The sequence below is a fragment of the Candidatus Defluviilinea gracilis genome, from assembly GCA_016716235.1.
In the GTDB taxonomy this organism is placed as follows: Bacteria; Chloroflexota; Anaerolineae; order Anaerolineales; family Villigracilaceae; genus Defluviilinea; species Defluviilinea gracilis.
In genome coordinates, this window is the sequence record JADJWS010000001.1 from 548,823 (window position 1) to 562,905 (window position 14,083).

Annotated in this window: 9 protein-coding genes and 1 pseudogene; 6 read left to right on the forward strand and 4 right to left on the reverse strand. The window is 54.3% G+C overall.

Annotation, left to right across the window (positions count from 1 at the left end; all coding sequences use genetic code 11):
* Nucleotides 1-147: 147 nt before the first annotated feature.
* The 3 genes from IPM31_02575 to IPM31_02585 form a co-directional block, all read right to left on the reverse strand.
* Complete coding sequence (locus tag IPM31_02575) at nt 148-6,744, reverse strand: GAF domain-containing protein (GenBank protein MBK9005858.1); 6,597 nt, start codon at nt 6,742-6,744, stop codon at nt 148-150.
* Nucleotides 6,745-6,876: 132 nt separating this feature from the next.
* Nucleotides 6,877-7,887, reverse strand: a complete 1,011-nt coding sequence (locus IPM31_02580; protein ID MBK9005859.1) for a hypothetical protein — start codon at nt 7,885-7,887, stop codon at nt 6,877-6,879.
* Nucleotides 7,884-8,414 (reverse strand): hypothetical protein, encoded by a 531-nt coding sequence (locus tag IPM31_02585; protein MBK9005860.1) that lies wholly within the window; start codon nt 8,412-8,414, stop codon nt 7,884-7,886. The genes IPM31_02580 and IPM31_02585 overlap by 4 nt, the downstream gene beginning before the upstream one ends.
* Nucleotides 8,415-8,563: 149 nt before the next feature.
* Between IPM31_02585 and IPM31_02590 the strand changes: the two genes are divergently transcribed.
* From IPM31_02590 to IPM31_02605, 4 genes are all read left to right on the forward strand, one after another.
* Nucleotides 8,564-9,721, forward strand: a complete 1,158-nt coding sequence (locus IPM31_02590) for a thiolase domain-containing protein (GenBank protein MBK9005861.1) — start codon at nt 8,564-8,566, stop codon at nt 9,719-9,721.
* 124 nt (nt 9,722-9,845) lie between these two features.
* Nucleotides 9,846-10,232, forward strand: coding sequence for a PilZ domain-containing protein (locus IPM31_02595; GenBank protein ID MBK9005862.1), 387 nt, complete (start codon nt 9,846-9,848; stop codon nt 10,230-10,232).
* Nucleotides 10,233-10,686: 454 nt separating this feature from the next.
* The gene (locus IPM31_02600) at nt 10,687-11,367 is read left to right on the forward strand and encodes a 1-acyl-sn-glycerol-3-phosphate acyltransferase (GenBank protein MBK9005863.1); all 681 of its coding nucleotides are present in this window, start codon (nt 10,687-10,689) and stop codon (nt 11,365-11,367) included.
* Entirely contained in the window at nt 11,348-12,031 is a 684-nt protein-coding gene (locus tag IPM31_02605) for a 1-acyl-sn-glycerol-3-phosphate acyltransferase (GenBank protein MBK9005864.1), read from the forward strand. Before IPM31_02600 ends, IPM31_02605 begins: the two co-directional genes overlap by 20 nt.
* A gap of 64 nt (nt 12,032-12,095) precedes the next feature.
* Here IPM31_02605 and IPM31_02610 read toward each other — a convergent pair whose 3' ends face one another.
* Nucleotides 12,096-12,557 (reverse strand): MarR family transcriptional regulator, encoded by a 462-nt coding sequence (locus tag IPM31_02610; protein MBK9005865.1) that lies wholly within the window; start codon nt 12,555-12,557, stop codon nt 12,096-12,098.
* Nucleotides 12,558-12,646: 89 nt separating this feature from the next.
* On the opposite strand from IPM31_02610, the gene IPM31_02615 reads away from it, so the two are divergent.
* Both IPM31_02615 and IPM31_02620 read left to right on the forward strand, forming a co-directional pair.
* Nucleotides 12,647-13,087, forward strand: coding sequence for a DUF1801 domain-containing protein (locus IPM31_02615; GenBank protein MBK9005866.1), 441 nt, complete (start codon nt 12,647-12,649; stop codon nt 13,085-13,087).
* Between the two features lie 157 nt (nt 13,088-13,244).
* Nucleotides 13,245-14,071, forward strand: a pseudogene (locus IPM31_02620) (IS5 family transposase).
* The last annotated feature ends 12 nt before the right edge of the window (nt 14,072-14,083 follow it).

A 14,083-nucleotide genomic window follows, 5' to 3' on the forward strand; every position in this document is an offset into this window, starting at 1 on the left:
TAAACCAATTTATGTGTTTCCGAACAGGACGCAGACGCTTGCGCCGAGCGCCAGTGCGGCGTGAACGCTGATTCACGCTGATGAACAGAGAGAGAAAAACTGCCGCGTATTCTTCAGGACTGAAACGCGCATTTCATCCCAGCGGGCTCAAGCCCGCCCTCCGTGCTCCACCCTCGCCCTCTCCAATGCGGCAACCAGCTCCTCCACGCGAATGGGCTTTGAAATGTAATCTGCCATACCGGCGGCAAGGCACATCTCGCGGTCGCCTTCGAGGGCGTTCGCCGTTAAACCAATGATACGCGGATGGTTGCGCGACCAATTCGTCACGATCTGACGCGTCGCTTCCAAGCCATCCATTTCGGGCATCTGCACATCCATCAGGATCACATCGTATTTCTGGCGCGCCACAGACTCTACTGCTTCTAACCCATTCGACGCCACATCGGCGCGATAGCCCATTTGCTCGAGCAGGCGCAACGCCAGCTTTTGGTTCACGGCGTTGTCTTCAGCCAGTAGGATCTTCAACGGGTTGCGCGAAGCAAAATCAAGGTCGAGTTTGAAGCGCCCGGTGATCGTCTTTTGCTCGCGCGGTTTGGCGCCCACAAAAATACCGACGAGCGTATCGAACAACTGGGATTGTTTGATCGGCTTGGTCAGGTATGCCGCGAACAGACTTTCATCCACCCCCGCTTCACGCCGACCAAGCGAGCTGAACAACACCATGGGAGTTTTCACGCCGGTCAGGCGGATGCGCTTCGCCAGTTCGACGCCGTCCACATCGGGCATGCGCATGTCCAGGATAATGAGATCGAATACCGCGCCGTCCCGGAGCCATTGCAAGGCTTCGGTTGCCGACCCGGTTTCGCGCGCAGACATCCCCCACTTGGATGTCTGCGCATGCATGATTTTTCTATTCGTCTCGTTATCGTCCACAACAAGCGCGCGCTTGCCCTGCAACTCAGGTTGGACGCCGTTATATTCGCGCTCGGCATTGTTGGGCAATTCTGCCGCCTCGCCGCGAATGGTGAAGGAGAATGCGGAGCCTTTGCCCGCCCCCCCGCTTTCCACCCACATCGTGCCGCCCATCATCTCGGCGAGGCGTTTGCTGATGGCAAGTCCCAGCCCCGTGCCGCCGTATTTTCGGGTCGTCGAGGAATCGGCTTGAGAGAAGGATTCGAAGAGTCGGCTCATGCCATCTTCGGAAAGACCGATGCCCGTATCGCGGACGGTGAAAATCAGTGTTTCAAGTTTCAGGCTGTCAGGTTTCAAGTTTCGATCACGTGAAACTGTGAGAACCACTTCGCCCTTCTCGGTAAATTTCACCGCGTTGCTAAACAGGTTGAGCAGGATCTGGCGTAGGCGCGTCTCATCGCCATAGATCGCGGCAGGCGCGTCATCCTCCATCATGTAGGCAATGTCCAGCCCTTTCTCCACGGCGCGAACGGAAACCAGATCCAGCGCGGATTCGACGCACTCGCGCAGGTCGAACGGACGACTTTCAATATCCATGCGCCCGGCTTCGATCTTGCTGAAATCCAAAATATCGTTGATGATGGTCAGCAAGGCATCGCCCGAGTTGCGGATCGTTTCGGCATAATCCTCTTGTTCGTGATCGAGGTTTGTATCCAACAACAGACCGCTCATGCCGATCACCGCGTTCATTGGCGTGCGAATCTCATGACTCATGGTGGCAAGGAAGGAACTCTTTGCCTCGTTGGCTTGCTCGGCGGCGGCGCGCGCTTCCTGCGCCTCATCGAAAAGACGGGCATTCTCGATTGCCACGCCCATGTTGGATGCGAGCGTGGAGAGCAAACGCACGTTATCTTCGGTGAACGCATCTGCGCGGTAACTCTGCACATCCACAACACCCAGCACCTTGTCGCCGACGAGGATCGGCACTCCCATATACGATTCGGGATCGCGTTCTCCCGCCGGCGCAGTGACGTATGCCGCGGCGCCCTGCTCGTCCATTTCGACGGCGGTATGAAGCAACAACGGCTGGCGCGTAAGGATGATCTTCGACGTCAAGCCCTCCCCCAGTTCCCAGGGCGGTTCATTCTCATAATATTCATCGTCGCAAAAGCTATATACCAGGCTAACCACCCGCGTATCGGGGTTGAAGAGCAAAATATCCACCACTTCTGCCCTGAAGATGCCGCGCACTTTTTCGCCGACGATATGCGCCACTGATTTCAAATCGAACGTTTTCCCCATCGCGTCGCCCACACTGTTGAGGATGGCGAGTTCGGCGGCGCGTTGTTCGGTCTCTTTGAGCAGGCGCTGGGTTTCCGTGAACAGGCGCACGTTCTCGATGGCAATCACCGCCTGGCTGGCAAAGGTCTTCACGAGCGCGATTTCATCATCGCTAAACGGGCGGACTTCGTCCCTGCCGATGACGATCGCGCCAATACCTTTGTTGTCCTTCAAGAGAGGCACCCACAACGTACTGCCCAACCCCCAACGCGCGGCATCCTCCCGGTTCTTGGGCGTCACGCGCGGGTCGTTCCTCAAATCCTCCACGTGAAGCGTTGTGCGATCCTTGATGATATTCAACAGAGTGCTGGGTTCGTCGTGACCTTCCAACTTGATGGGGAAACCGTCGAGAATGTCCCGCGCCGAAACAGGTTTAATTTGATTATGCCCCGCGGCAAAGTGAATCATCCCATCGGCTACGCGGGCAATATATCCGCCGTTGCCGCGGCAGAGTTTGACCGCCCGCTCGATGATCGCATCAAAGACCGGCTGATCGTCCATCGGCGACCCGGCAATCACCCCCAACACTTCGCTGGTGGCGGTCTGGCGTTTCAAGTTTTCAGAGATTTTCAAGTTGCGGTCTTGCAGTTCATTGAACAACCGCACGTTCTCAATGGCGATCACCGCCTGCGAGGCAAAAGTCTGCAACAGCGCGATCTGTTTTTCAGTGAACGGCGCCGGGTCATGTTTGCCGATACCCAGGCTCCCGATCGCCTCTCCCTCGCGCATGAGAGGCACCATGACCACGCATTGCATGTTAAGCGATTTGGTGTAGCGCCGCGTCACTTCGGGCAGGTCGGGATGGTTCTGCATATCGGGGAGGTGCGCAACAGCGCGATCCAGAATGGCGCGCGACGACAATCGATCCCTGATGAGCGGCGCGGGATAGGAGCGTTTTGCTTCTGCCACCGCTTCCGGCGGAAAGTTATATTGCGCCGTCTCGTAAACGAGTTTGCCATCGGTTTGATAAAGGTTCCCAAAATCGCCGCCCAGCAGTTTCACCGCATTCTCTGTGATCGCATCGAGCACAGGTTGGATGCTGGTGGGAGAACTTGCCATCACATGCAGGATTTCGCTGGTGGCGGTCTGCTGTTCAAGGTTTTCGGTAATCTCGCGGTTGCGCTGTTCCAGTTCGTTGAATAAACGCACATTTTCAATGGCGATCACCGCCTGCGAGGCAAAGGTCTTCAAGAGCGCGGTCTGTTTTTCAGTGAAGGGCATGGCGTCGCGTTTGCCCACGCCAATGCACCCAATTGCCTCGCCTTCGCGGATCATCGGGACAAACAAGACGCTGTTGAGAATTTTTGATTCCACATAGCGGCGCGTGATCACAGGCAGATCACTCTCGTGGACGAGGTCCGGTATATGCAGGACCGAGCGGCTGAGAATAGCGCGGGAGGATAGGCTGTTGTTCCAATCTAACCGGGCAGGGTACGATTGCCCGGAGACTTCCTGCGTGGTCTCGAGCATTTCGGCTGACACATCGCTGATCGCCACCTCATAGACCATTTGCCCATCGGTGCGATAGACAGCCGACAACGTCGAATCGCAGAGCCAGCGGGCGTTTTCGGCGATCACCTCCATGACCGGTTGAATATCCGTCGGCGATTCGGCGATGACGCGCAAAATCTCGCTGGTGGCGGTCTGTTGTTCGAGGTTCTCGATGATCTCGCGGTTGCTTCGCTGGGCATCGTCGAACAGCCGCGCGTTTTGCAGAGCCACGCCGATGTTCGCCGCTATGGTGCCTAGCAGTCGCTGGTCGCTTTCGGAGAAGCGCCCCTCCGCTGTGGCGCTTTGCACGCTGACGACGCCCACGCTTCGCCCGCCGACGAAAATTGGCACGCCCAAATAAGACAGCGACCGCCGCCCGATCACCCTGCCGCTCAACTCTCTCGCCTGGCGATCCAACTCTTCGTTGATGAGAATCGGCTTCCCCGTCCGAATGATGCGGCTTGTGATCCCATCCCCGTAGTTAAGCGCGCGGAGGTCCTCCCCAAACGTATAGGGGAAGTTGACCGTTTGACTCTTTTCATCCAGCAATGCCACGTAGGCAATATCTGCCCGAAACGTGGCGCGGATCTGCTCGCCAGTCAGTTCGATCAACGCCTCGAGATTGAGTTCGCCCGCCAGCGCGTTCGTTACGGTGTTGACGGTGGCAAGCTCGGCGGCGCGCTGTTCGGTCTCTTTGAGCAGGCGTTGGGTTTCATCGAAAAGACGCGCGTTTTCCAGCGCGACGCTCATGCTATTCGCAAGGGTGGTCAATAACCGCATATCGGCATCGGTAAAACGGTTGTCGACAAACGCGTCGTGCAAGGTGAGCGCGCCGACAACATTTTTTCCCGAATTGATCGGCACACCGAGGAAAGACTTCCTCAGCGCCACGCCTTCGGGCATCACAGGACCTTGAGCGGAAATTTCCTGAGACGTGCGGAGCAGAAGCGGTTGTTGCGATTCGATCAACTTGGAATGCAGACCCAGCCCCAAGGGGAGCGGCTCTTCGGGAATCATCCCATCTTTTGCAGACCACCAGTAGGGAAAAGAAATCATGCGCGTGACGGAGTTATACAGCGAGATTTCCACATCGGCGCCGCTAAAGATCGTTCGGATCTCATCTCCGATCAAGTGGATGATCGCGTCAATATCCAGTTCAGAAGCCAGCCCGTTCTGCACCGAGTTGATGATGGCAAGTTCGGCATTGCGCGATTCGGTCTCCTTGAGCAGGTGTTGAGTCTCATCAAAAAGACGCGCGTTTTCGAGAGCCACGCCCAAACTGGAAGCCAGCGTCTGGAGCAATCGCACATCCGATTCAGAGAAGGCGTGGTCGCGCTCAAAATTTTGAACATTGAGTCCGCCGATCACCTCGCCGCCGATGAGGATCGGAACGGTAAGCCATGACTTCGACATGGACTGCGATCCGGGATAGATGAACCTGTGTTGATATTTTTCACGGTCATCATCCGACTGGATCAAGAGCGTCTCTTTGGTTTCGAAAACATACGAAGTCAGTCCCTGCCCGAGTGGGAAAGTCTTGTCGCGGTAGATCTGCCCGTCCTCGAACAAATACTTGAGGAGAACCAGGTTTTGAGGGCGGTCAATGATCGCGATGCCCGCGCCTTGCGCGTCGAAGATCTCGCGCATCTTATCGCCGACCAGGTCGTAAATTGCCTGCATCTCCAGTTTGGATGCCAATCCTTGTTGGACGCTGTTGATAATGGCAAGTTCGGCATTGCGCGATTCGGTCTCCTTGAGCAGACGCTGGGTCTCGTCGAAGAGACGCGCGCTTTCGAGCGCGACGCTCATCGAATTGGCGAGGGTTTCCAGCAGGCGCACGTCGGATGGAGCGAACGCATTTTCGCGTTCAAGATTCTGGAGAGAGATAATGCCTTTGACTTCATCTCCCACAATAAGAGGCACAAAAAGCAGAGAACCTTCGCTATAGGTTGTAGTTGACGTGGCTTCTGGGTCATATAAGACAGGGTCGTCAAAACTATAAATGCCGTATTTGGGCGCCTCCGTTTTTACGTTTTGATCGATCAAGAGCGATTTTTTGGTTTCATCAAAGTACTCAAAGAATCGCTTATCCTTTACTTTGTTGATATCGAAAGAGTAGATTTCATCTCCCCCATAAGGGATTTGCATGCGGTTGGACGGACGGTCGAAGGCGAAGATAACAACATTTGGCACATTGAATATCTCGCGGATCTTATCGCCAACAACATTGTAGATCCCTTGCATATTCAGTTTTGCCGCCAGCGCGGTTTGGACGCTGTTAATAATGGCAAGTTCGGCGTTGCGTTGTTCGGTCTCTTTGAGCAGGCGCTGGGTCTCATCGAAGAGACGGGCGTTTTCGAGCGCGGTTCCGAGCGACGCGGCAATCGTAGTTAGCAGGCGGATTTCAGATTCACCAAAAGCATTCTCGCGCTCAAAATTTTGAGTACCAATGAGCCCACATACGCGGTCACTGCTGATAATGGGTATCCAGGCAACAGACTTCCCCTCATCTGTGTTAGGAATCCTATAAGCCGCCAGTTTATCCCTTCCCTCCTTAGTGTTGAGCACATAAGGTTGACGAGTTTTTTGCAGAGTATCGAACACGCCGCCCGGGGGCGGATTCGCTGGTGATATAGCAATACGCTTCCCATGTTCATAAACATAAAGAAAATGAAGCAAATTGGTTTTTTCGTCATACCATCTAATCTCAAAATCGGGTGTGTTGAACACTTCGCGCAACTTATCGCCGACCAAGTCCACGATCGCTTGGAAGCCCAACTCCGCGGCGAGTCCCTGCTGTATGGAGTTGATGATCTGCAACTCGGCTTCGCGTTGTGCAAGTTGCTGTTCAATAGTGTGTGATTCACGCAAAACTTTGGCTGATTTCTTCGTCGAATTGACTTTTGACGCCTTTGTCCGACGCGTCAACACACCCCGCTTCGTAACTTTTTTAGCCTTGGGTTTCGCCGCCTTGCCTGCCGAATTCGGCTTCCTCGCCATGCCCATCTCTCCTCATTTGGGTGACAACGCATCTATGATACAGCCCGTGAAATTACAAGTCAATGGAGAAAACCGTCCCGCAGGTTTTTTCGAAAGCATCACCGCATTCAGCCCACCCTGCGGGACGTTTTCCTACATCATCGCCTTCACGTTTCGGATCGGCGTGGATGGGACGAGATCACAGCCGGGCCAGACGGCGTCCACGCCCGCCTCTTTCGCCCTTCGAGTTGATTCAGCCACCTCAGCCTCATCGCCCTTCCACAGCGTCGCAACAGGATCGAGATTCCCGAACAGCAGAGTATCTTTCAACACCTCGCGCGACGCGGCAAGATCGTTCAACTGATCCACCGAAACCGCCTCCGCGCCCGATTCAGCCAACGCCGCGGCCGACTTGTTTGTATTCCCGCACACCGACAACACGCGCGGACTCGGCAGACTCGCGTGCAACTCCCTCAACGCGGGCAGGACAAACTGCTCGAACTTCGACGGTCCAATGAACCCAGGCGACCCTCCCATCTCGTGGATGGTGATGAAGTCCGCGCCTGCGCTTCGATACGCGTTGCCGATCTTCGCAAGGAAAGAGGAAAGATGAAAGAGGGCATCGAGTACCGCTTGCGGCTCGTGTTTCATTTCAATAAATAAATTCTTCGGGTTGCACAAATACAATAACAACGTATACGGACCCGGGATCATCCCCGAAACGACGATCTCATTTCCCACATCTTCCTTCACTAATCGGATTGCATCACACACCAACCCAATTCTCCCAATTCTCCAATTCTCCCAATCTCCAGTCTCCAATCCCCAATTCTCTAATTCTCTAATCTCTTTCGCGCTTTCAGCGATCGCCCTCCTCACCTGCGGAAGCATCAACTCTCCGCCCTCAAAATAATTCAGTTCTGCGCCTAGCATCTCGGCAGGAGCGCATAAATCCAGCGGCAACGTTGCAGACCGCATCCCCGTCAACTTGAAGGTACTCGCCGCCGCGCGCGCCATCTTCATTGCATCGTGATGGACTTCGTGCAATGCAAGCCCCTCGTTTTGCAATCCCTCCACTGTGACATGGATCAACCCGCTAAACGCGGGAGGCGTAGCGAGTCTATTTCCATTGAGAAGCAAAAGAATATCTGCGCGCGCGCTCATGGGGTCTTCCCAAACAGACGAAATCGAATCTCTTTCCCCAGCGGATACAGCGGGAGCAAATCGGCGCGATAGCCTTTGCCCGCGAATTCCTGCATCAACACACGCGCTTGCTGTAACACGTCACGATCCCAACCAAGCGGGAGCGATAAAAGTTTTTCGATTACGGGGTGCATCTTTGCGTTTGTCTTTTGATGATACAACCTGAACTGCAACTGCCACGCCTCCAACTCGCCATACACCGAAAGCGCGGTGACGAGTCCTTGTTGCAGGTGCTTCACCTCATGGATCAACAACGTCAGCAAGCGCGGGTCGGCGGGATTCGTTTGCAACGAATAATAAAGTGAGTTGAAATGGATCGTTCCAAGAAACGTCCAAAACGCGCCGACATTTTTCCGCACTTTCCAAAAGCCGATGTACGTTCGATGCGCCCGCAAATACGAGGAGGCGATCTGCCCTTCCTCGCCGAATCCTTCGAGCGCCAGCAAAAAATTCTGGCTCCATGCCGCCCGCGTCATTTTTGATAGCAAGTGAGAGTCGCTCCGATTACAATTACAAGGGTTCAATCATCTGATCTGACGGCAGTTGCACTGCCGTCAGGAACTATGTGCCGCCAGCCTCAACGCAGTACAACTGCGTCGAGAACACGCATCACGAGTATAAATCATCTGAGGCAAACATGCGACCAGTGGCAATTCTAGGAATCGGACAAACACAGATCGGCGAGCATTGGGACAAATCCCTGCGCGAGATCGGCGGGGAAGCCGCCTTCGCCGCCATGCAAGACGCGGGCGTCGAACAAGTGGACGCGCTCTTCGTCGGCAACATGCTCTCCTCCACCATCAGCGGGCAGAACCAACTCGGCGCGTTCTTTTCGGATTGGATCGGGCTGTGGAAACAGGAAGCGGTGAAAGTGGAAGCCGCCTGCGCTTCGGGAGCGGCGGCGCTTCGTTCCGCCCTTATGGCTGTCGCGGCAAACGACGCGGACTCGGCCCTTGTGGTCGGCGTCGAAAAGATGACCGACAAAGCGGGACACGACGTCACCTCCGCGCTTGCCACCGCCGCCGACGCGGACTACGAATTGGAACAGGGCATCTCCTTCGTCGGGTTGAACGCGCTCATCATGCGGCGGTACATGCACGAGTTCGGCTGGAAGCATGAAGATTTCGCACCGTTCTCGATCAACGCGCACGCGAATGCCATGCACAACCCATTTGCGCGATTGCATGAAAAGATCAGCGTCGAAAAATTCGAGAGGTCGAGCATGGTCGCCACGCCGATCAATCTGCTCGACGCCTCTCCCATCGGCGACGGCGCGGCGGCTGTGGTCATCGTCCCTGCGGAAAAAGTGGTCTCATTAAATGGAAAGCCGAAGATAACAATTGCGGGTTCCGCCTCTTCGACAGATACCATCGCAGTACATTCGCGCAAAGACCCATTGTTTTTATCCGCCGCGTATCAATCGTCGAAGCGCGCGTATGAGATGGCAAACGTTTCACCCGAGGATATTGACGTGTTCGAACTGCACGACGCGTTTTCGATCATGGCGGCGCTGTCGCTCGAGGCGTGCGGGTTCGCGGAAAAAGGGCAGGGGGTGCGACTCGGCTTGGAAGGGCGAATCAGCCCGACCGGGGAAAGACCCGTCTGCACACGCGGGGGACTCAAAGCGCGGGGGCATCCAGTCGGCGCGACGGGAATCTATCAGATCGTGGAGGTTGTCCAGCAATTGCGCGGCGAGTGTGGCGTCACACAAGTGGATGGGGCAAAAATCGGCATGGCGCAAAACATCGGCGGCTCGGGGGCGACGATCGTCACGCACATTTTGAGAGCCGATTGACAACCACAGGTTGGAACGCGGCGCGCATCGCCGCCAGATATGGTTTGGTCTGCGTTACAAACGCATTTTTATTTTTGACATAACTTCAAGGCAGATTTATACTGCAAAGAAAGAAGGAGTAAGAATGTCAGATAAGAGAAAGATCGATCGCCGCGACTTTACCTATTACATGCAGGTTAAGGATGAATCGACAAAGCAGACCATCGGTTATCTATCGGATATCAGTTCGGGCGGGTTCAAACTTGATTCGCCGAAGAATATTCCGCCGGGCAAGGATTTTCACATGCTGATCGACCTGACGCCCGACATCTCCGAGAAAGAGACGATGGTGTTCATTGCGCGCAGTAAGTGGACGCGCCCCGATTACGTGGACCCGAACACGTTCAACGTGGGGTTTGAGATCGTCAATATTTCGCCGAGCGATATGCTGGTCTTCCAGCGCATGTTTGAAAAGTACGGCTCGGAAAAAACAGCGCGGAAAAAAAGTTCGAACGATTATTTGTGGCGATGACCTGCCCTATTCATCTCCGCCATCGTGATGATCTTCAAGATTTGACCTCTTGCATAACTGTCTCCTGCTTAGCCACACATCGTCCCGATGTTCTTCGGGAGAGACCACAGAGACCCTTGAGAAATGCTCTTTTTCTCTGTGTTCTCTGTGGCGAAAATGACTTTCGCAAGAGGTCATCTGTGTTTTCTGTGGCAAAAATGACTTTCGCAAGAGATCTATTTAACGATTCAGTCACGGAGCGCGCCGTCCCTCGTGGATTTTCTTTTGTCTGCATCGAGCAAGATGAAAACCGACCAGTTGAACTTGGTCGGTTTTTTTTCGCGGACAAGCGCGGTTACGAAAATTAAACTGCGCAGACCAGTCTCTTTGCCCGCTTCGGGTAGAGTCCGATCGGTGTAACTCTTACAGTGCCCGTTTTTCCGCCAGACTGCCCTGCTTGTTGTAAAATTGGCGCATGAAATTCAGACTGATCCGTTCCATCATCCGTTTCATCATGAACTTGATCGCCGATATCGAAGTGCGCGGGCTGGAAAAAATGCCGCCCGGCAACTTGATCGGCGCGTCGAACCACCTCGGCAGGCTGGATACCGCCGCCCTGCTATGCGTGGTGGAGCGCGAAGACATCATCATGCCGGTGGCTGAGAAGTACAAGAACCACTGGTTGTTCGGTCTCATTGGGCGCGCCGCCAACGCCATCTGGCTCAACCGCTTCGAAGCCGATTTTTCCGCGTTGCGCGAGATTCTGGCGCGCATGGAAAAGGGCGGTTTGCTGGTGATCGCGCCGGAGGGCACGCGCTCAAAGAGCGAAGCATTGCAAGAGGCAAAACTCGGCGTGGCGTTTCTCGCCAGCAAAAGCGGATTCCCTGTGTTGCCAGTTGCGGCGACCGGGACAGAAGACCGCGTCGTTCTGGAAAACTTGAAGCGCTTCCGGCGCGCGAAGATCGTAGTCAGAGTGGGCGACCCGATCCGCATTGAAATCCCTAAAGGGAAGGGACGCGAACAAGCCCTGCGCGCGGCCACCGATGAAATCATGTGCCAGATCGGCGCGATGCTCCCTGAGTCGTACCGCGGCTTTTATGCGAACCATCCGCGCTTGCTTGAACTTGTGAACCATCATGATCCTGCGTCTACTTAGAGCGCTTATCCGCCTGGCGCTCAACCTGATCTGCCGTTTTGAAATTCGCGGCAAACAATATGTTCCGCTCACCGGCGGGATGATCCTTGCGGCGAATCACATCGGCTTCCTCGACCTGATATTGGTCTACTTCGCCATCAACCGCACGGACTTGTTCATCCCTGTGGCGGAAAAATGGGAAAAGGTTGGGTGGATTCGCGCGCTCAGCGGTCCATTGAACATGATCTTCGTAGATCGCTTCAATCCGGACTTGAAAGCGATTCGGAAAATGATCGCCCTCATGGAGCAAGGCAAGTGTCTGATCATCGCCCCCGAGGGGACGCGTTCGCCTACCGGCGCGCTGATCGCAGGCAAGCCGGGCGTCGCTTACCTGGCGGCGCGTTCGGGCTTCCCAGTCGTGCCTGTGGGAATCACAGGCACGGAGGACAAACTTGTCGTCGGCAACCTCAAACGCCTGCGAAAATCGCTCATCACGTTAACCGGGGGCAAGCCGTTCACCATCTCCCCGCTCCCCAACAAAGAGCGCGATGCCGCGCTACAAAACGCCACAGATGAGATCATGTGCCAGATCGCCGCGCTCCTGCCCGAATCCTATCGCGGCGTGTACGCGAAGCATCCGCGCGCGCAGGAGATCCTTCATGGTTCAATGTTAGAGGAGAAATAAACGCATGAGGATTCTTTCGGGTTCAGGAAGCGCAAAGTGACCTTTGCGATACGGGGTGCGGGGGTTATCCTCTTTTCAACTTCCCGCGTTCATCATCCCATAGTTTTGCGAATCGTTCAAAAATGCCAGAGATGATTTCTAATTCCTCTGCTGAATAACTCGCAATTAATTCGTCCAGGGCGTTTCGGGCTGGTTGAAACCATGCCGCCACTTTTTCTGCGGCTGATTTTGCAGGCGTGATTAAAGTTCCACGTCTGTCAGCGAGGTTTGGTTTTCGCTCAATTAATTTTGCATTTTCAAGTCTGTCCAGCATGGCGGTGGTTGCGCCAGAGGTGAGACCTGTATGTTTGGCAATTTCAGTGGGCGTGGCAGTGCCTTTTTGAAACAGCAACCTAAGACATTCCGTGTCGGTTGTGTTGAGACCCGCCTTTTCATCCACAGCATTTTGGAATAACTTTAAGTTGACGCCATAATCCCTGACTGCCATAAAGGCTCGTTTTTTTAATTCTGTTTTGGAGTTTGCCATAGCGCTACCCTTGACATTATCTTTGTTATAAAGTATCTTTATTATATAACTAAATTCGTTTTGACGCAAGGTTAAACAAGGAGATCATGATGAGCGCCAAGAAAGTTGTAAAAAAATCCACCACAGGGTTATCGGCAGAAGAAATAGCGGCGATGAAGGAGACTCTCAAAGAGCGGAAGATGGCGGCGAACAAGGAAGAGATGGAGAAGGCTGTCTTTGCGGCGTTCGCCAAGATGAACGACGCGGAGCGTTCGATGGCGAAAAAGATTCACGAGATCGTCAAAGCCGCCGCGCCCGGGCTCACGCCAAAGACCTGGTACGGGATGCCCGCCTATGCCAACGCGGAGGGCAAGGTGGTGTGTTTCTTTCAGGCAGGGAGTAAGTTCGGCTCGCGGTATTGCACGTTCGGACTCACCGATTCGGCGCGCCTCGACGATGGCAATATGTGGGCGGCTGGTTTTGCGTTGGTGAAGATATCCCCTGCGGAGGAAGCGAAGATTGCCGCGCTCGTGAAAAGAGCAGTCAACTAATACCAGTTGGGCGGACGCTCCGAGCCGGAGGTTTGCCTCTTTTCGTAAAAGGCTTATTTGTAACCAGAGCGTTTTGTTGATCCCGAAACCCACTTAGTAACTATCTCAAAACTCTTTGAGGGCATATAATTTCAGTGCCAACAAAGGAAACCCAACGATGAAGAAAAAGACGCCACTACCCACTATCTGGGAGGTTCCCGATGAATTATGGAAGCGCATGGAACCGCTCATCTTGGAATTTGACCCACCCAAAGAAACGGGCAGACCGCGCATCCATCCGCGCAATGTTTTGGATGCCTTGATTTTTCGGATGCGCACGGGGTGTCAATGGAATCACATTCCACGCGTGTATGGCGATGATTCTACAATTCATCGAACGTTCCAACATTGGGTGGAAATCGATTTGTTTCCCAAGCTTTGGGCATTGTTGCTGGAGGAATGTGAAGAACTGGGGCTGGTGGATTGGGAATGGCAAGCCGCGGATGGCACGCTGGGCAAGGCTCGTTCGGGAGGCGATGAAATTGGAGCCAACCCGACAGATCGAGGCAAAAACGGCTCGAAAAAGAGCCTTTTGACGGATCGGTTGGGCGGGCCGCTTGCGATTATTGTCGCGGGGGCAAATGTTCACGATACGAAGTTGTTGGACAAAACGATTGAAGCCATTGTGGTGGAACGACCGAAAGTAACGAAAGCAAAGCCTCAACATCTTTGTTTGGACAAAGGCTATGACAACCCAACAGGCAAGGCGGCGATAGAGAAGCACCGCTATACGGGGCATGTTCGCCGTATTGGTGAAGAGAAGTTGAGCAGGGGTAAAAAAAGCATCCTGCTCGACGATGGGTGGTGGAAAGAACGTTAGCATGGTTATCCAAGTGTCGCGGCTTGTTGATCCGTTACGAAAAGAAAGCGAAAAACTATCTCGCCCTGCTTCAGTTTGCCTGCGCTATGCTTTGGTTTCGCAGATTGGCTCAGAATGCCTTTTGAGATAATTTCTTA